General features: G+C 72.6%; 16 protein-coding genes. 7 read left to right on the forward strand and 9 right to left on the reverse strand.

Annotated elements, in window-relative coordinates; translation table 11 throughout:
* Window positions 1–58: 58 nt before the first annotated feature.
* Window positions 59–553, forward strand: coding sequence for an OsmC family protein (locus AYL44_RS01480; protein ID WP_064001493.1), 495 nt, complete (start codon window positions 59–61; stop codon window positions 551–553).
* On the opposite strand, the gene AYL44_RS01485 is transcribed toward AYL44_RS01480, so the two are convergent.
* Window positions 522–1,301, reverse strand: coding sequence for a lysophospholipid acyltransferase family protein (locus AYL44_RS01485; protein ID WP_064001494.1), 780 nt, complete (start codon window positions 1,299–1,301; stop codon window positions 522–524). The genes AYL44_RS01480 and AYL44_RS01485 overlap by 32 nt on opposite strands.
* Window positions 1,302–1,442: 141 nt before the next feature.
* Between AYL44_RS01485 and AYL44_RS01490 the strand changes: the two genes are divergently transcribed.
* Both AYL44_RS01490 and AYL44_RS01495 read left to right on the forward strand, forming a co-directional pair.
* Window positions 1,443–2,402 (forward strand): FKBP-type peptidyl-prolyl cis-trans isomerase, encoded by a 960-nt coding sequence (locus tag AYL44_RS01490; protein WP_064001495.1) that lies wholly within the window; start codon window positions 1,443–1,445, stop codon window positions 2,400–2,402.
* A gap of 43 nt (window positions 2,403–2,445) precedes the next feature.
* Window positions 2,446–3,528, forward strand: a complete 1,083-nt coding sequence (locus AYL44_RS01495) for a 1-deoxy-D-xylulose-5-phosphate reductoisomerase (protein ID WP_064001496.1) — start codon at window positions 2,446–2,448, stop codon at window positions 3,526–3,528.
* 31 nt (window positions 3,529–3,559) lie between these two features.
* On the opposite strand, the gene AYL44_RS01500 is transcribed toward AYL44_RS01495, so the two are convergent.
* The 3 genes from AYL44_RS01500 to AYL44_RS01510 form a co-directional block, all read right to left on the reverse strand.
* Complete coding sequence (locus AYL44_RS01500) at window positions 3,560–5,134, reverse strand: Mur ligase family protein (RefSeq protein WP_064001497.1); 1,575 nt, start codon at window positions 5,132–5,134, stop codon at window positions 3,560–3,562.
* Window positions 5,135–5,174: 40 nt separating this feature from the next.
* Window positions 5,175–5,852 carry a DUF1775 domain-containing protein gene (locus AYL44_RS01505; protein WP_064001498.1) on the reverse strand — a complete coding sequence of 226 codons (678 nt, stop codon included), beginning with the start codon at window positions 5,850–5,852 and terminating at the stop codon, window positions 5,175–5,177.
* A gap of 90 nt (window positions 5,853–5,942) precedes the next feature.
* A complete protein-coding gene (locus AYL44_RS01510) occupies window positions 5,943–6,524 on the reverse strand; it encodes a hypothetical protein (RefSeq protein ID WP_064001499.1) in 582 nt (193 codons plus the stop codon).
* An 86-nt stretch (window positions 6,525–6,610) separates the two neighbouring features.
* On the opposite strand from AYL44_RS01510, the gene AYL44_RS01515 reads away from it, so the two are divergent.
* Complete coding sequence (locus tag AYL44_RS01515) at window positions 6,611–7,924, forward strand: M50 family metallopeptidase (RefSeq protein WP_064001500.1); 1,314 nt, start codon at window positions 6,611–6,613, stop codon at window positions 7,922–7,924.
* Between the two features lie 8 nt (window positions 7,925–7,932).
* On the opposite strand, the gene AYL44_RS01520 is transcribed toward AYL44_RS01515, so the two are convergent.
* Window positions 7,933–9,834, reverse strand: coding sequence for a chorismate-binding protein (locus tag AYL44_RS01520; protein WP_064001501.1), 1,902 nt, complete (start codon window positions 9,832–9,834; stop codon window positions 7,933–7,935).
* Between the two features lie 238 nt (window positions 9,835–10,072).
* Between AYL44_RS01520 and ispG the strand changes: the two genes are divergently transcribed.
* Window positions 10,073–11,203 carry a flavodoxin-dependent (E)-4-hydroxy-3-methylbut-2-enyl-diphosphate synthase gene (gene ispG, locus AYL44_RS01525; RefSeq protein WP_064002420.1) on the forward strand — a complete coding sequence of 377 codons (1,131 nt, stop codon included), beginning with the start codon at window positions 10,073–10,075 and terminating at the stop codon, window positions 11,201–11,203.
* A 42-nt stretch (window positions 11,204–11,245) separates the two neighbouring features.
* On the opposite strand, the gene AYL44_RS01530 is transcribed toward ispG, so the two are convergent.
* The 3 genes from AYL44_RS01530 to AYL44_RS01540 are packed head-to-tail and all read right to left on the reverse strand — an operon-like array spanning window position 11,246 to window position 14,401.
* Window positions 11,246–12,265, reverse strand: a complete 1,020-nt coding sequence (locus AYL44_RS01530) for a 1-aminocyclopropane-1-carboxylate deaminase (protein ID WP_064001502.1) — start codon at window positions 12,263–12,265, stop codon at window positions 11,246–11,248.
* On the reverse strand, window positions 12,262–12,921 hold the full coding sequence (locus AYL44_RS01535; protein WP_064001503.1) for a GntR family transcriptional regulator: 660 nt from the start codon (window positions 12,919–12,921) through the stop codon (window positions 12,262–12,264). Before AYL44_RS01535 ends, AYL44_RS01530 begins: the two co-directional genes overlap by 4 nt.
* 46 nt (window positions 12,922–12,967) lie before the next feature.
* A complete protein-coding gene (locus AYL44_RS01540; RefSeq protein WP_064001504.1) occupies window positions 12,968–14,401 on the reverse strand; it encodes an RNB domain-containing ribonuclease in 1,434 nt (477 codons plus the stop codon).
* Window positions 14,402–14,485: 84 nt separating this feature from the next.
* Between AYL44_RS01540 and AYL44_RS01545 the strand changes: the two genes are divergently transcribed.
* The gene (locus AYL44_RS01545; protein ID WP_064001505.1) at window positions 14,486–15,313 is read left to right on the forward strand and encodes a hypothetical protein; all 828 of its coding nucleotides are present in this window, start codon (window positions 14,486–14,488) and stop codon (window positions 15,311–15,313) included.
* A 3-nt stretch (window positions 15,314–15,316) separates the two neighbouring features.
* Here AYL44_RS01545 and pcp read toward each other — a convergent pair whose 3' ends face one another.
* A complete protein-coding gene (gene pcp / locus AYL44_RS01550; protein ID WP_064001506.1) occupies window positions 15,317–15,952 on the reverse strand; it encodes a pyroglutamyl-peptidase I in 636 nt (211 codons plus the stop codon).
* A 62-nt stretch (window positions 15,953–16,014) separates the two neighbouring features.
* Between pcp and AYL44_RS01555 the strand changes: the two genes are divergently transcribed.
* Window positions 16,015–17,808, forward strand: coding sequence for a proline--tRNA ligase (locus tag AYL44_RS01555; protein ID WP_064001507.1), 1,794 nt, complete (start codon window positions 16,015–16,017; stop codon window positions 17,806–17,808).
* Window positions 17,809–17,819: the final 11 nt, after the last annotated feature.

The raw sequence follows: 17,819 nt of genomic DNA on the forward strand, positions 1-17,819 counted from the left end.
TTCAGCCTACCCGGGGCCCTCCCGCGCCCGCCCCGGCCGCGCGTGCGAGACTGGCCGCGTGCACGACGAACACCACTATCGAGTGAAGACCCTCTGGACGGGCGACCGGGGGAGCGGAACCAGCGGGTACCGCGACTACGACCGCGCCGTCACCGTGCAGGTCGAGGGCAAGCCCGACCTGCTCGCCTCGGCCGACAAGCCGTTCCGCGGCGACCCGACCCGCTGGAACCCCGAGGACCTGCTGCTCGCCGCCCTCTCGGAGTGCCATCTGCTGTCGTACCTGCACGCCTGCGTCACGGTGGGCGTCGTCGTGACCTCCTACGAGGACGACGCGACGGGGACGATGACGCTCGACGGCAGAGGAGGCGGCTCCTTCCGCGAGGTCACCCTGCATCCGCGGGTGACGGTGGCGGATGCCGCGATGGTCCCCGCGGCGGAGGCCGCCCACCGGCAGGCGCGCGAGTGGTGCTTCATCGCGAACTCGGTGAACTTCCCCGTGCACCACGAGGCCGTCGTGACCGTCAGCGACGTTCGTGAGGCAGAACCTGCTTGAGGCGCTCGACCGGATTCTGCGCGGGCACCTCGTTGTACGAGCCGGCGAGCTCCTGACCTGAGAGCGCGTGGATCGCCGACATGATGTCGTCGGTGGCCTGGCGGCGGGCACGGCCCGAGGACGCCGGACCGTGGTGGGACAGATCCATCGGCGCGCCGTAGCGGATCGTCACCCGCGGCGACATGCGCGGCCACTTCGCGCCCACGGGCATCGCGTCGTTCGTGCCGACGATCCCCACCGGCACGACCTTCGCGCCCGTCTCCAGCGCGAGGAAGGCGACACCCGTGCGGCCCTTGTACAGGCGTCCGTCGAGCGAGCGCGTGCCCTCGGGGTACAGCGCGATGGCCTTGCCGGACTCGAGGATGCGGCGCTGCTGGTCGAGGGCGTCGAGCGCGGCCTGGCCCGCCCCGCGCTGCACGGGGGTGGCGCCGAGGGCGCGGAAGAAGCGGTTGCTGAACCAGCCCTTGATCCCCGACCCGTCGAAGTAGCTGGACTTGGCCAGGAAGTAGACGGGCCGCGGCGCGAACAGCGGCAGCACGAACGAGTCGATGAAGCTCAGGTGATTGCTCGCGAGGATGATGGGGCCCGACCGCGGGATGTTGCCCACGCCCTCGATACGGGGGCGGTAGATCAGTCGTGCCAACGGGCCGAAGCCCCAGCGCACGAGGTAGTAGAGGCCACCGGCACGCGCGAGTTCGTCGTCGGATGACCCGGCGGAGTTCTCGGGGGGAATCGGCGCTTCGGTCACCAGAAGAGGGTACTGCCAAACCCATGCGGGCCAGGACATGCCCCCGGTGCACCGCGGCGCTCGGAACGCCGACTCACACCCCGGACAAAAGAAGGTGGGGGAGGATGGAGGCACTCCCCGTTTCTCTGTGAGGTCTACTCCGTGCGTCTTCGTCCCTTCGCCGCCCTGTCCGCCGTCGCCGTGACCGCGCTTCTGCTGACCGGATGCGGCTCCTCCGACACCGCCGCCCCGACGCCCACCGGCTCGGCGGCCGCAGATCTCTGCGACGCTGCCGCGAAGCCGGGCGAGGCATCCGATTCCGTCAAGGTCGACGGCGCCGTCGGCTCGCCCTCCACCGCGACCTTCTCGACGCCGCTCGAGCCGAAGGAACTGCAGGTGACGGTGCTCGACGAGGGCGACGGCCCCGCCGTCAAGGCCGGCGAGTTCGTGTCGTACGCGATGACCGCGTACAGCGCCGAGGATGGGAAAGAGCTCGCCACGATCGGTTACGAACCCGGCCAGTTCCTGCCCTCGCAGCTCTCGCCCGACACGGTCCTCGGTCAGGTCTTCGGATGCGGGCACGTCGGCAAGCGGGTCGTCGCCGCGTTCCCCGCCAGTGACACGGCGCAGGCCGAGGTCTACGTCCTCGACCTGCTCGGCACGGTGCCCACCGCGGCCTGGGGTGAGCCGCAGGCCGCCCCCGCCGGCTTCCCGAAGGTCGAGCTCGCCGAGAACGGCGCGCCGAAGATCACGATCCCCGAAGGCGAGGAGCCCCCAACCCAGACCGAGGTCGCGACCATCAAGAAGGGCGACGGCTACACGGTGCAGAAGGGCGACTACGCCCTCATCCAGTACACCGGCGTCCGGTGGTCGAACGGCGAGACCTTCGACTCCACGTGGGATAAGGGATCGCCCATCGCCTACCCGACGACGAACTACGTCCAGGGCTTCCAGAAGGCGCTCGAGGGCCAAACCGTCGGGTCGCAGGTCCTCGTCGTGATCCCGCCCGCCGAAGGCTACGGCGAGGGCAAGATCAACGAGGCCGACCTGAAGGGCGAGACGATCGTCTTCGTCGTCGACATCCTCGGCGCGCAGACACCGGCGGCGGCTCCCGCGCAGTGACGGCGGCCCGGCCGAGCCGGTCCCCGCGGGTAGGGTGAAGCGCATGCGACGCATCCTGATCCTCGGTTCGACGGGCTCGATCGGGACGCAGGCGCTCGACGTCATCCGCGCGAACCGCGACCGCTTCGACGTCGTCGGTCTCGCAGCGGGGCGGGATGCCGAGGGCCTCCGTCGTCAGGCGGAGGAGTTCCGTGTCGCCGACACGGCGCTCGGGGCCGACGACGCCGAACGGCTCGTGCGAAGCGTCGAGGCGGACGTCGTCGTCAACGGGATCACCGGATCGGTCGGGCTCGGACCGACCCTCGCGGTGCTCGAGACGGGCGCGGCGCTCGCGCTCGCGAACAAGGAGTCGCTGATCGTCGGCGGCGAGCTCGTCACCCGGCGGGCGGCCCCCGGCCAGATCGTCCCGGTCGACTCGGAGCACTCCGCGATCGCGCAGTGCCTGCGCTCGGGCGATGCCGGCGAGGTGCGCCGCCTCGTCCTGACCGCCAGCGGCGGCCCCTTCCGCGGGCGCAGCCGCGAGCAGCTGCGGGAGGTGACCCCCCGCGAGGCGCTCGCACACCCGACGTGGGACATGGGTCGCGTCGTCACGACGAACTCGGCCACCCTCGTGAACAAGGGCCTCGAGGTCATCGAGGCGCACCTTCTGTTCGACGTCCCCTACGACCGCATCGACGTGACGGTCCACCCGCAGTCGATCGTCCACTCGATGGTCGAGTTCGTCGACGGGTCGACGATCGCGCAGGCGTCGCCGCCCGACATGCGGCTGCCGATCTCCCTCGCCCTCGACCACCCGCGCCGCGTCGCGGGGGTGGGTGCCCCGCTCGACTGGACGACGGCGTCGACGTGGACGTTCGAGCCGCTCGACACGGCGGCCTTCCCGAGCGTCTCGCTGGCGAAGCAGGTCGGCGTCGCCGGGTCCACCTATCCCGCCGTGTTCAACGCCGCCAACGAGCAGGCCGTCGAGGCGTTCCACGACGGCGCCCTGCCGTTCCTGGGCATCGTCGACACGATCGCGCGCGTCGTCGACGCGCATGAGCCGCCCGCGGAGCTGACGCGCGAGAGCCTCGCTGACGCCGAGCGCTGGGCGCGGACCACCGCGGACCGGCTCATCGCCGCCGGCTGAGGCTCCCTCGAGTCCCGACCCTTCCCGAACGTCAGGCGGGAACCGGCCATCCCGCGCGTCGCAGGGCGTCCGTCGCGGCGCCCTCGGCGTCGAACGGCGTGCGGACTCCGTGGATCTCGCGGTAGTGCTGGTGGCCCGGTCCCGCCCACAGGATGGCGTCGCCCTCGCCGACCAGCGAGACCGCCGTCGCGATGGCCTCCTCGGGCGGGGTGACCTCGTGGATGACGGCACCCGGTCGCGCCGCGCGCGCCCCGTCGACGAGCGCACGTCGGATGAGAGCGGGATCCTCTGAGCGGGGATGCTGGTCGGTCACGACGAGCACGTCGCTCCCGAGCGCCGCGACGGCGCCCATGTCGGCGCGCTTGGTGGTGTCGCGGTCGCCGTTGGCCCCGCACACCATGACGACCCGCCCGGGGGTGACCCGACGGACCGCGTCGAGGGTCTTCGCGAAGGCGTCGGGGGAGTGGCCGAAGTCGAGGTAGAGCGCCGGGCCGCCGGCGCCCGAGATCCGCTGGATGCGGCCGGGCAGGCGCGCGTCGATGGCGCGGTCGCCGATGAGGGCGGTCAGCGCGTCCCACTCCCAGCCCGCCTCGAGCAGCATGACGATCGCGAGGCCCGCGTTGGACGCCATGTGCGGACCGATCACCGGCACCGTCGTGGTCACCGAGCCCGCCGGGCCCGACAGAGTGAAGGTCGTGCCCTCGGGCGTCTCGGCGACGAGGTCGACGCGCCAGTCGGCGGCCGCGGTCGGGTCCTCCGCGATGGCGGCGGTCAGCACCGTCGTCACCGGGATGCCGGCACGCTCGGCGATCGCCTGTCCCGCCGGCTGGTCCACGCAGACCACCGCGCGGCGCGCGCGCTCGGGGGTGAACAGGGCCGCCTTGGCGGCGAGGTACTCAGTCATGTCGGCGTAGTCGTCGAGGTGATCGTGCGACAGGTTCGTGAACCCGGCGACGTCGAAGACGAGACCGTCGACGCGGTGCCGGGTGAGGGCCTGCGCGCTGACCTCGACCAGGATCGCCTGGACGTCCTTCTGGCGCATGCGTCCGATCAGGGCGTGCATCTCGGATGCTTCGGGGGTCGTCAGCCGTGACGGGATGACCTCGCCCGCGATGTGGCGCTCCGCCGTCGACGACAGACCCGTCGTGACGCCGAGACCGTGCAGCATCCCCTCCATGAGGTGGGTGACGCTCGTCTTGCCGTTCGTCCCGGTGACGGCCAGGAGCGGCGGGAGGTCGGCATCCGCTCCCGTCCCGTAGACGAGTGCGGCGAGTCCGCCCAGGCGCGCCCGGGGGTCGTCGACGACGAGGACCGGGACGCGGACGTCCGCCAGGAGCGCCGCGCCGTCGGCATCTGTCACCACGGCGACGGCGCCCATCGCGATCGCGTCGGGAGCGAACTCCGCCCCGTGGCGATGCGCGCCGCGGACGGCGACGAACAGCTCGCCCGCGCGCAGATCGGCGGTCGCGAGGGTCACACCGTGGACGGACACCCCCGCGAGGTCGCCCGACGTCGTCGCGCCGAGGTGGGCGGCGACGTCCTGCAGTGGCACGGCACGGGGGTGCGACGGCCGGAGGACGGGGGGAGGTGCGGAGGGGTTCTGCATGGTCCCTCCATCATCGCACCCGCCCTCCGGCCGGCCCGGGTCAGACCCGACGTCGGTTCAGCAGAGCGACGACGAGCGCCGCGGCACCGAGCACGAGTGCGCCGCCCCCGAGCCAGGTCGCGACCGGGGCGCTCGCCGCGGCCTCCGCGTCGGGAGCAGCCTCGGCCGCGCCGTGGCCATCGCCGTGCTCGGAGGTGCCCGCGGCCGACGCCGCAGCGACGGCCACGACCGGCGCGGGGGATTCGAGCTCCTCCGGATCCTGACCGTCCTCGGCTACCTGCGTCCAGGCCGTCTCGCCGACCTCGCACCGCTGCGTCACGGGGAACGCGATGTCGGTGTCGCCCACGTCCGAGGAGAAGAGCGCGTCGAAGGATGCCGAGGCGGCGAAGCCGTCCTCGATCGGGGTGAGCGCGGTGTACGTCACCTGCGTCGGCGTGCCGTCGTCGCCGAGGACGCGGCTGATCTTCCACACGCCGTCGACGACGGGGGTGACGTTGGCCACCCCCTCGGGGACGTCGAAGACGAGGGCCGTCGTGGCGGAGCCGTCGCACCCGTGGCTGAACGAGAAGTCCAGGCGCGACGTGGCGCCGGCGGCGGCGCCCTCGGCGTGGACGTGGACGTGGGCGGATGCCGCCAGGGGGGCGGCGAGGACGAGGGCGCCGCCGAGGGCGATGCCGGTGAGGGTGAGCGCCGAACGGCGCGGGGAACGCGTGGTCATGAGTCGATGTCTCCCGAAGGGGTGTGCGGGGCGCGACCGAGGGCCGGCCCGCGCGGAAAGGTGAGGAGCGTGCCGCCGTGGGCGGCCGACTCAGCGGGGAGGTCCGCGGCGGGAGAGATCGGCGAGGGCGAGGCGGGGGCGGAGGCCCCGCGGCGTCGTGAGCGGAAGGGCCGGCGCGGGCCATCCGCCCGTCGGCGGGGCGACGACGGCGACGCGCAGGAGGGAATGGATGCCGCGTGCCACGGCGCGCAGCATCCGTTCGCCGTGGCAGACCGCCACCGCGGTGACGACCGCGGCGAGGGCGTGGCCGGCGATCATCGCGCCGTCGACCGAGACGGTGCCCCCGGCGGTCGCGCCGAGCGCGAAGGCGGCGTGGTGATGGCCGGCGGGGGCGGCCGTCGGCTGGACGTCGCCGACGAGCGCGAAGGCCGAGTGGAGGAGCGTCTGCGCGGCGACGACGGCGAGCCCCGTCCGGACGGCGGAGGGACGGGACCCCACGATCACGAGAGCGATCGGCCACGCGAGCAGCATCACGGTCGCGACGAGCCAGGGAGCGGGGGCGGTGCCCCCGCCGAGGGTGTGGGCGGCCGCCGCGGTCAGCGTCGCGACCGCAGCCGCCCCGCCCGCACGCACGACGCGCACGCGCCGCGAGTCGACGGGTCGGGGGATCACCCTCCCAGCCTAGATCCGAGACGAGCGGCGATGACGGCGGCGACGTCATCGCCGCTTCATAGCGTCCGGGGGTAGCGTGGCGGCTCGTGACCGTACTCGCATTCATCATCGGCGTCGTCGTGCTGGTGGTCGGGCTCGCCGTGTCGATCGCCCTCCACGAGGTCGGACACCTCGCCCCCGCCAAGGCGTTCGGTGTCCGTGTGGGCCAGTACATGATCGGCTTCGGCCCGACCGTGTTCTCGCGCCGGGTCGGCGAGACCGAGTACGGCTTCAAGCTCCTGCCGCTCGGCGGTTACATCTCCATGGCGGGCATGTACCCGCCCTCGGCGGCGACCACGGGCGAGGGCGACGACGCGCGGCCGCGCCGCCGCCGCCTGTTCGAGACGCTCATCCAGGACGCCCGCACGGCCAACGACGAGACGCTGCAGGGCGACGGCGCCGGACGTGCCTTCTACCAGCTGCCGGTCTACAAGCGCGTCATCATCATGCTCGGCGGCCCCGCGATGAACCTCGTGCTCGCGATCATCCTCTTCGCGATCATGTTCTCCGGTATCGGCGTGCAGACGGCCACGACCACCGTCGCGTCGGTCAACGAGTGCGTCCTCCCGGCCGGCAGCACGCAGACCTCGTGCGCGGCGGACGATCCGGCCTCCCCGGCGGCGGCCGCCGGCATCCGTCCCGGTGACGTCCTCGTCTCGGTGAAAGGCACCCCGGTCGACACCTTCGCCGAGGCGTCGGCGATCATCCAGAAGTCCCCGGACCGGCAGATCCCGGTCGTCGTCGAGCGCGGCGGCACGCGGCAGACGCTCGAGGTGACCCCGGTGCTCGCGACCCGCGAGATCGCGACGGCGGACGGCGGCACGACGACGGCCGAGGTCGGCTTCGTCGGGATGTCGGCGACCGTCGCGTTCGTGCCGCAGCCCATCTGGGACGGGCCGCAGGCAGCCCTCGCGCAGACCGGCCAGGTCGTGGGGATCATCTGGCAGCTCCCGGCCCGGGTCTACCAGACCGCCGTGGACACGATCACCGGCGCCGGTCGCGACCCGAACGGACCGCTCTCGGTCGTCGGCGCCGGGCGACTCGCGGGCGAGGTCGCCGCGACCGACACGCCGATCCTCAACCGCGTCTCGGGCATGCTCGCGCTGCTGGGCTCGCTCAACATCGCCCTGTTCGTGTTCAACCTCGTGCCGCTGCTCCCACTCGACGGCGGCCACGTCGTCGTCGCGCTGTGGGACGGGATCAAGCGCGTCTGGGCGCGGATGACCGGGCGCCGCGCGCCGCGCCCGGTCGACGCGACGAAGCTCGTCCCGATCACCTACATCGTCGTGATCGGCCTCATCATCATGGGCGGCACCCTGATCCTCGCCGACATCGTCAACCCCGTGCAGCTGCTGGGCTGACGCGCGGCTCAGGCCTCGACGGGGCTGAGCGCGTGCGTGACGAGCCGCTCAAGGGTGGTGAGACCGTCCCGCGAGAGGATCGACTCGAGGTGGCCCTGCACCGACGCATACGCGGGACCGCGCAGCGCGTAGACGTCGCCGGTCCGCGCATCGGCCGACACCTCGGTCGCCCCCACGCGGGTCGTTCCCGGGGAGACGCGGGCCGTGAACGTGTTGTAGAAGCCGATGGATGCCGGGGTGCCGAAGACGTCGACGGTCTTCTGCAGGCCCTGGTGCGGGCTCGCGAGCGGTGCCAGCTCGAGTCCGAGCCGGTCGGCGAGCACCTGGTGGCTCAGGCACACCGCGAGCAGCGGCGCACCGGCATCCACCCGTTCCGCCACGATCTCGCGGAGACGGGCGATGCGGGCGCTGTCGGCGTCGCGCGGGTCACCCGGACCCGGGCCTGAGACGACGAGGTCCGCCGCGGCGACCGCTGCGGGGGAGGCCTCGGACCAGTGCGCGATCGTCACGTCGAAGCCGAGGTGGCGCAGCTGGTGGGCGAGCATCGTCGTGAACCGGTCCTCGGCGTCCACCACGAGGGCGCGTCGCCCGGCGAGCGGACCGCGGCCCGGCTCGCCCTGGGGGTTCAGCCAGAAGGCGGCCAGGCGGGCGTTGCGCGAGGAGAGGAGCTCGGCGATGGCGGGATCCTCGGCGAGCGGCCGCGGGGCCGGGGCCGGCGCGTCCTCGTCGACGGTGCGGGCGACGACGTCGCGCGGGATCGCGCCGATCGCCCCCAGCACACCGGCCGCCTTGCCGTGGGTCTCGCCCACCTCCCCGTACGGGTCGGAGTGGCGCACGAGGGTCGCGCCCACGGGGACGCGCAGCCGGCCGTCGACGACGTACGCGGTGCGGATGAGGATCGGCGCGTCGAGGTCGTGTCCGCCGTCGGCGCGCGGCGTGAAGAGGGCCGCCACGCCGGAGTAGTACCCGCGCGGGCTCTGTTCGTGGCGGGCGATGACGGTGCAGGCGTTCTGCATGGGCGAGCCGGTCACGGTGGGCGCGAACATGGTCTCGCGGAGGATGTCGCGCGGGTCCATCGTGCTCGTCCCGCGCAGCATGTACTCGGTGTGCGTCAGCCGCGACATCTCCTTGAGGTGCGGGCCCGTGATGCGGCCGCCGTCGCTGCAGACCGCCGACATCATCTTCAGTTCCTCGTCGACGACCATGAAGAGCTCCTCGGTCTCCTTCGTGGAGGAGAGGAACTCGGTCAGGGTCTCGGCCGTCGCGCCGCCCGCCGGGTGGCGGAAGGTCCCCGAGATGGGGTTCATCGTCACGACGCCGCCCTGGGCGCTGACGTGTGCCTCGGGGCTCGCGCCGACGGCGAGGTGGTCGGGAGTCGACACCAGGAACGTCCAGTAGGCGCCGCGCTCGTGCTCGAGCAGCGCACGGAACCACGTCAGACCCGCCGTCAGCGGGTCGCCGCCGACCTGCGCGACGTAGTCGCGGCGGATGACGAAGTTCGCCCCCTCGCCGCGGCCGATCTCGTCGGCGATGACCCGGCGGACGATGTCGGCGTACGCCTCGTCGTCGATGTCGAAACCGGCGTCCTCGAGGGCGACGGGCTCGGTCGGCAGCTGGGCGAGCGCCTCCGACAGGGGCAGGGAGTGCCGTTCGCCGACGACGAGGCAACGCAGCGGCGCGTCGTCGTCGTGGCACGCGAAGCCGCGCTCGACGACCTGACGGAACGGGACGAGCGCGAGCACCTCGCGCGGGGAGCCCGCGGCATCCGTGAGGGGGATGTCGGCGAGCAGCTCGACGTCGACCACCTCGCCGGTGAGCACCTCTACGGTCGCGCCGTCGCGGGCGAGGAGGGCGAAGGGGACGCCGCGCGCGGCGAGGTCGGCGAGGATGATCGGGGCGGTGCCGGTCATGGGGGATCTTCCGTTCGGGGCGGTCGCCGGTAAACGAGAAACGACCGCCGGGCTGTCAGCTCAGGCGGTCGTCGGGATGCACGTGGCGTCCGCCTCAGGCGGAGCGCCACCACGTGCGGTTCGCGAACATGGGGCCGAACCTACCACAGGCGACCCTCGCGGCATCCTCTCGGCCAGGTGCCGTGCCCGAGCGCCCCCCGCGGCTTAGGCTGGAGCCGTGCCAGCTGTGAACATCGGGATGCCCCGCGTGCCGGAGGTCCTCGCGCCTCGTCGCAAGAGCCGTCAGATCAAGGTCGGCAAGGTCCTCGTCGGTGGCGATGCCCCCGTCAGCGTCCAGTCGATGACGACGACGCCGACCACCAACATCAACGCGACGCTGCAGCAGATCGCCGAGCTCACCGCCTCCGGATGCGAGATCGTGCGCGTGGCCGTGCCGTCGCAGGATGACGCGGACGTCCTCCACATCATCGCCGCGAAGAGCCAGATCCCGGTGATCGCCGACATCCACTTCCAGCCGAAGTACGTGTTCCAGGCGATCGACGCCGGCTGCGCGGCCGTGCGCGTGAACCCCGGCAACATCCGCAAGTTCGACGACCAGGTCGGCGCGATCGCCAAGGCGGCCCAGGCCGCGGGTGTGTCGCTGCGCATCGGCGTCAACGCCGGGTCACTCGACCGGCGCCTGCTCGAGAAGTACGGCAAGGCGACGCCCGAGGCCCTCGTCGAGAGCGCCGTGTGGGAGGCATCCCTCTTCGAGGAGCACGACTTCCACGACTTCAAGATCTCGGTCAAGCACAACGACCCCGTCGTCATGGTGAAGGCCTACCGGCAGCTCGCCGAACGGGGCGACTGGCCGCTCCACCTCGGCGTCACCGAGGCGGGCCCCGCCTTCCAGGGCACGATCAAGAGCGCGACCGCGTTCGGCATCCTGCTCGGCGAGGGCATCGGCGACACGATCCGTGTCTCGCTGTCGGCGCCGCCCGCCGAAGAGGTCAAGGTCGGCCACCAGATCCTCCAGTCGCTGAACCTCCGCGAGCGCAAGCTCGAGATCGTGTCCTGCCCGTCGTGCGGCCGTGCGCAGGTCGACGTCTACACCCTCGCCGACAACGTCACCGAGGGCCTGAAGGACATGACGGTCCCGCTCCGCGTCGCGGTCATGGGCTGCGTCGTGAACGGTCCGGGCGAGGCCCGCGAGGCCGACCTCGGCGTCGCGTCGGGCAACGGCAAGGGGCAGATCTTCGTCAAGGGCGAGGTCATCAAGACCGTCCCCGAAGAGGACATCGTCGCCACCCTCATCGAGGAGGCCAACCGCCTCGCCGACGAGATGGGGCCGGATGCGCCCCTCGGAACGGCGCAGGTCGTCACCTCCTGACGCGCCGCGGATGCCGGGCGGTCCCGGCATCCGCTGTTCTCGTCAGCTCCAGAGGGAGTGGTAGGCGTTGATCGCCGGCTGCCCGCCCAGGTGCGCGTAGAGGACGGTCGAGTCCTTCGGGATGTCGCCGCTCTTCACGAGGTCGATGAGACCGGCGAGCGACTTGCCCTCGTAAACGGGGTCGGTGATCATCGCCTCGAGCTGCGCGCCGAGCGCCATCGCCGCCATCGTGGACTCCACCGGGATGCCGTAGAGGTCGCCCGCCCACCCCTCGAGCACCTGGATCTCGTCGTCGCGCAGGTCGCGGCCGAGCTCGATGAGCTCCGCGGTGTGGCGCGCGATCCGGGCGACCTGGTCGCGCGTCTTCTGCAGCGTCGCGGAGGCGTCGATGCCGATGACCCGGCGGGTCACCCCGGTCAGCTCCTCGAGGGCGGCGAAGCCCGCGATCATGCCGGCGTGCGTCGAGCCGGTCACCGTGCAGACGATGATCGTGTCGAAGAAGACGCCCAGCTGCTTCTCCTGCTCGGCCACCTCGAAGGCCCAGTTCGCGAAGCCGAGGCCGCCGAGGCGGTGCTCGGAGGCTCCGGCGGGGATGGGGTAGGGGGTGCCACCGGCATCCTTCACCTCCTGCAGCGCCTGCTTCCAGGAGTCACGGATGCCGATGTCGAACCCGGCGTCGTCGAGGCGGGAGTCCGCGCCCATCATGCGCGAGAGCAGGATGTTGCCGACCTTGTCGTTGACGGGCTCGTCCCACGGGACCCACTTCTCCTGGACGAGCCGAGCCTGCAGACCCAGGTGCGCGGCGACCGCGGCCACCTGACGCGTGTGGTTGGACTGGTACCCGCCGATCGAGACGATCGTGTCGGCGCCGCTGGCGAGGACGTCGGGGACGATGTACTCGAGCTTGCGGGTCTTGTTGCCGCCGAACGCGAGTCCGCTCGAGACGTCTTCGCGCTTGGCCCAGATCTCGGCTCCGCCGAGGTGCTGGGTGAGGCGCTTCAGGTGCTGCAGGGGGCTCGGACCGAAGGTCAGCGGGTGGCGCGGGAACTGGTCGAGGATCACGGGGTCTCCTGGGTGGTGTCGGTGAGCAGGTCGAGCCAGAGGCCTTCGGCCACGGCTGCCGCGGCCTGCGCGTCGCGCGCTGCGCAGTGGCGGATGAGCTCGGCATGGCGGGCGGCGGAGGCGGTCGCGTCATTCGAGGCGAAGCGCAGGCGCTCGGCGCGTTCGAGGACCGGTCCGTAGAGGGCGAGGACGGTGCGCACGGCCTCGTTGTCGGCGCGGTCGACGGCGACGGCGTGGAACGCGTGGTCGGCAGCGAGGGCGGCGGACGTGTCACCCGCGTCGTGTGCGGCGACGAACGCGTCGTTCGCCTGACGCATGCGGTCGATGTCGTCGTCGGTGAACCGGGGTGTCGCCTCGACGACCGCGACCCGGTGCATCGCGGCGACGACCGCCGCGGCATCCCGGACCTTGTCGTCGTCGACGGGAGCGACGACGGTCGACCGGCCCGGGAGGGCGAGGACGAGGCCGGAGCGGGCCAGGTCGAGGAGCGCTTCACGGACGGGGGTGCGGGAGACCCCGAGCCACGTGGCGAGCTCGACGTCGCGCAGCTGCTCGCCAGGGGCGAGGGTCCCGTCGACGATCGCGTCGCGCAGTCTCGTGCGGACTTCGTCGCGCAGCAGTCCGCGCGGGGGAAGGGAGGTCGAGGGCACCGGCATGCAATATATTGCACACCCGACAGCGGCCGGACGCAAATCGGCGCGCTCAGGCGGGCGCGAAATCGACCTTTCCGGAGGCGACGTCGGCGGCGACGAGGCGCACCCGGATCGTCGCGCCGGGCTCGGCGTCGACGCCCGCGACCGTCGTCTCGAGGGGCGGGACCGTCAGGGCGACCCGCCCGCCGTTCTCGCGGCGACGGAGCACGACGGCGTCGAAGACCTCGCCCTCGCGACCGCGGAGGACCGCTGCGGCGACGTGCTCGATCGCGGCGGCGTCCACCTGCGACGCGACGCGCGAGGATCGTTCCATCGCCTCGGGCAGCTCCGTCAGCGACCCGCGGACTTCGGCCGGCACCTCCTCGCCGTTCGCGAGCGCGTGGCACACGAGCAGCGACCAGCGATCGACGAGGCGCCGCAGCGGCGCGGTCGTGTGCGCGTAGGGCGCGGCGATGGCCGCCTGCGTCACGAGGTCCGGTACCTCGCCGTCGAGGACGGTGTACCCCGCTCCGCGGAAGAGGCCCGCGGCCTGCTCGCGGATCGCGCGGCCGACCGGGGTCCGCGGCAGATCGCGGAGGTAGTCGCCGTAGGGGACGTCCGGGTGCCACGGCACGCCGAGCCCGACGGTCTGTGCGCGGAACGCCGCGACGTCCTCCTCGGATGCCGGGGGCATCGTCCGGAGGATGCCCACCTTGCCGGCGAGCATGATCTCCGCGGCGGCCATCCCGGTCAACAGCGACACCTGGGCGTTCGCGTCCTCGAGCGGCACGCCCTCGTCGGCCTGCAGGTCGTACCCCTCGGGCGTCGCCACGACCCGGATCTCGGGCAGGTTCAGGCTGGCGCCGCCGCGCTCGCTCTCGCGCCGGGCGCGCTCGTCGCCGAACCACACGAGGTGCTGGATCGTCTCGGGGGCGTCGCCGCGCCCCAGCGCCGCCTGCGCGTCGACGTACGACCACTGCGCGCGGGACCGGATGACCCCGCGTGCGAGCGTCACGGCCGTCGGGCGGGCACCGGCATCCAGCTCGAAACGCCAGACGAAGGCGCGCCGGTCGCGATCCGGTAGCAACGAGGCCGCGTCCTCGCTGAGGACGGCCGGGTGCAGCGGGATGCGGCCATCGGGCGCGTAGACGGTCTGGCCGCGCCGCCGCGCCTCCGCGTCGACCGCGCCACCCATGGGTACGAACGCGGGCACGTCGGCGATCGCGTAGTGCAGGATGCCGCCGCCGTCCGCGGTCCGCTCGAGGTGCACGGCCTGGTCGAGGTCGGTCGAGCCCTCGGGGTCGATCGTGAGGAACGGGATGCCGCGCAGGTCGGCGAGCTCCGCGGACGCCGAGACCGGGACCTCGCGTGCCGCCCGCTCCGCTGCGGCCTGGACCTCGGCCGGGAAGGCGCCCGGCAGGTCGAATCGCTCGCGCAGCGCGCCGAGTGCGGCGCTCAGTTCCGACTGGACGGGGGAGACGAGGCGAGCGCGGCGGGAGGGCACGCGGTCAGTGTAGGCCGGGCCGCCTCAGCGTGTTCCTCGGTTGCGTCCAGGGCGCCCATAACGTCAACGCATACCGTGAGCGGCATGAGCACGCTCTCGCGACTGATCGGCCTGGCCGCCAAAGCCCTCGACTCGTCCTCGTCGTCGTCCGCCTCGTCGTCCCGGCAGGGTTCGTCAGCGGGGGACTGGCGCGGCATGGTCCGCTCCGCCGCGGACGCGCTCACGGGCGACGGGCGCGGCGCTCCGCCGTCGCCCGCGCACAACCCCGACGTGCGTTCGGCGGGCACCTCGGTGGGTCTGACGCCGCCGGCGGGGGGAGCGCCGGCATCTGCATCGCACGGCTCCCTGTCGGCGGCCGATCGCCAGGCGGTCGCGCGGTACGACTACCTGCTGCAGACGGCGGACCCCCATCAGGTCGAGCAGATCCACCGCGAGGCGTTCGCCCGTCTCACTCCGGAGCAGCGTGCGCACGTGCAGTCGCGGATGACGGCGGAGCTTCCCGCCCACGAGCACCCGCGATCGTCGTCACCGGGTGACCTCGCCCGCGCGGCGGCACGGGGCGAGGCGACGCGCCCGGGCCTGCTCGAGGGTCTCCTGGCGCGGGCCGGGACGGGCGGTGGCGCGGCCCGCGTCGCCGGTGGTGCGGCGATCGGCGCCGGTGTCGGCATCCTCGGCGCGGTCGCCGCAGGCGCGGTCGTCACCTCGGTGGCGGGGCCCCTGCTCGCCCAGGCTGTCGGCATGGGTGTCGACTTCGATGCGCTCGCCGCAGGCGTCGACCTCGACGGCATGGCGGGAGAGGCGCTCTCCGGTGCGGGTGAGCAGGTCTCCGGCCTCGGGGAGCAGGTCTCGGGCTTCGGCGAGAACCTCGGCGGCTTCGGGCTGCCCGGACTCGACGAGATCTTCGGCCGCTGACCCTCAGCTGATCTCGCCGCCGACCCCGCCGGCGTCGTCGCCGGCGTCGAGCGACACCCGGACCGCGACCTCGAGCGCGTCGACGAGGCGGTCGAAGGGCAACGACGGCGCGTCGCCGGGGCCGGTGCCGTCCGCCCACGGGAGGTGGACGAACCCCGCGCGCACCGGTGCACCGTCCGTGGCGTGCAGGGCGGCGTACATCACCGCGTTGCAGACGAACGTGCCGGCCGTGTGCGAGACGGTGGACGGGATGCCGCGGTCCGCGAGCGCCGCACCGATCGCCTTGACGGGGAGCGTCGCGAAGTACGCCGCGGGTCCGCCGTCGACGACGGGGGCGTCCTGGGGGCGGTGGCCCGCGTTGTCGGGGATGCGGGCGTCGGCCAGGTTCACGGCCACGCGTTCGGGGGTCACGGCCGCACGACCGCCGGCCAGACCCGTGGCGACCACGACATCCGGTCGATGCACCTCGAGGAGCGCGGCCAGACGTGTCGTCGCACCGTCGAAGGTGACGGGCAGCACCTCGGTGACGAGGCGCTCGGGTCCGCGCCAGCGCGCGGCGAGTGCGCGGACGGCATCCCCCGACGGGTTCACCGCGTCGCCGGCGAACGGTTCGAATCCGGTCAGGAGGACGGTGCGCATCCCTCCAGGCTAAGCGCCTCGCCGCCACGGCGTCCCGGCCCGCGCACCTAGACTTGACCCTCGTGGTCACCCGTCTCTCGACATACTTCCTCCGCACGCTCCGCGAAGACCCGGCCGACGCCGAGGTCGCCAGTCACCGCCTGCTGGTGCGCGCCGGCTACATCCGCCGCGCCGCCCCCGGCGTCTTCACCTGGCTGCCGCTCGGCTTGCGGGTGAAGGCGAAGCTCGAGCAGATCATCCGCGAGGAGATGGCGAACGCGGGGGCCTTCGAGGTCCACTTCCCCGCGCTGCTGCCGCGTGAGCCGTACGAGCAGTCCGGACGCTGGACCTCCTACGGCGACGGGATCTTCCGCCTGCAGGACCGCAAGGGCGCCGATTACCTGCTCGCTCCCACGCACGAGGAGATGTTCACGCTCCTCGTGAAGGACCTGTACTCCTCGTACAAGGATCTGCCGCTGACGATCTTCCAGATCCAGGACAAGTACCGGGATGAGGCGCGTCCCCGCGCGGGCCTGCTGCGCGGCCGTGAGTTCACGATGAAGGACGCGTACTCGTTCGACTACACCGACGAGGGGCAGGACTTGTCGTACCAGTCGCAGCGCGACGCGTACGAGCGGATCTTCACGCGCCTCGGCCTGGAGTACGTCATCGTCGCCGCCGACAACGGCCTGATGGGCGGTGCGCGCAGTGAGGAGTTCCTGCACCCGATCGCCGTCGGCGAGGACACCTTCGTCCGGTCCGCGGGCGGCTACGCGGCCAACGTCGAGGCCTTCACGACCGTCGTGCCCGACGCCCTTCCGCTGCCCGACGGCGCCCCGGTCGTCTTCGACTCCCCGGACACCCCGACGATCGACACGCTCGTCGCGCACGCCAACGCCCACCTCGACGCCCCGGCGCCCGGCATCGCCGGTCCCGCGACCGACGGCGCCGACACCTGGACGGCGGCCCACACGCTGAAGAACGTCGTCCTCGCCCTCACGCACCTCGACGGCACGCGCGAACTCGTGATCGTCGGCCTGCCCGGCGACCGCGACGTGGACGACAAGCGGGCGGAGGTCGCCTTCGCACCCGCCGCCGTCGAAGCGGCGACCGAGGCCGACTTCGCGAAGCACCCCGGCCTCGTGAAGGGGTACATCGGACCCTGGTCGCCGAACGGTCCGGTCCTCGGCGAGCAGTCGTCCACCGGCATCCGCTACCTCGTCGACCCCCGCGTCGTCGAGGGCACCGCCTGGGTCACCGGCGCGAACGAGCACGAGAAGCACGCCCACTCCGTCGTTGCGGGCCGCGACTTCACGCCCGACGGCGTCATCGACATCTCGGACGTCCGGGCCGGCGACCCCGCCCCCGACGGTTCGGGGCCGGTCGAGCTCGCGCGCGGCATGGAGATCGGGCACGTCTTCCAGCTGGGACGCTTCTTCGCCGAGACGTTGGGGCTGAAGGTCCTCGACGAGAACGGCAAGCTCGTGACGGTGACGATGGGCTCGTACGGCATCGGCGTGACCCGCATCCTCGCGATCCTCGCGGAGCTCAACAACGACGACCGCGGCCTCATCTGGCCCGAGTCGATCGCTCCCTTCGACGTGCACGTCGTCGCGACCGGTCGCGACGCGGTGGCGTTCGAGCTCGCCGAGAAGCTCGCCGCCGACCTCGAGGCCGCGGGCCGCGACGTGCTGCTCGACGACCGGCCCAAGGTCTCGCCGGGCGTGAAGTTCGGCGACGCCGAGCTGGTCGGCGTGCCGTGGATCCTCATCGTCGGACGCGGCGCCGCCGACGGCCAGGTCGAGCTGTGGGATCGCCGCTCGGGCGAGCGGTCGACTCTGGCCGCCGCCGACGCGATCGCGGCGCTCACCGCCTGAGCTGCGGCATC

It is taken from the genome of Microbacterium oleivorans (assembly GCF_001644225.1).
GTDB classification, from domain to species: Bacteria; Actinomycetota; Actinomycetes; order Actinomycetales; family Microbacteriaceae; genus Microbacterium; species Microbacterium gawkjiense.

Bases quoted from the DNA above. Each gene is read 5' to 3' on its own strand.
- pcp (WP_064001506.1), bottom strand. From the start codon at position 15,952: ATGCGCACCGTCCTCCTGACCGGATTCGAACCGTTCGCCGGCGACGCG.
- AYL44_RS01495 (WP_064001496.1), top strand. From the start codon at position 2,446: ATGCGACGCATCCTGATCCTCGGTTCGACGGGCTCGATCGGGACGCAG.
- ispG (WP_064002420.1), top strand. From the start codon at position 10,073: ATGCCCCGCGTGCCGGAGGTCCTCGCGCCTCGTCGCAAGAGCCGTCAG.
- AYL44_RS01520 (WP_064001501.1), bottom strand. From the start codon at position 9,834: ATGACCGGCACCGCCCCGATCATCCTCGCCGACCTCGCCGCGCGCGGC.
- AYL44_RS01505 (WP_064001498.1), bottom strand. From the start codon at position 5,852: ATGACCACGCGTTCCCCGCGCCGTTCGGCGCTCACCCTCACCGGCATC.
- AYL44_RS01545 (WP_064001505.1), top strand. From the start codon at position 14,486: ATGAGCACGCTCTCGCGACTGATCGGCCTGGCCGCCAAAGCCCTCGAC.
- AYL44_RS01535 (WP_064001503.1), bottom strand. From the start codon at position 12,921: ATGCCGGTGCCCTCGACCTCCCTTCCCCCGCGCGGACTGCTGCGCGAC.
- AYL44_RS01500 (WP_064001497.1), bottom strand. From the start codon at position 5,134: ATGCAGAACCCCTCCGCACCTCCCCCCGTCCTCCGGCCGTCGCACCCC.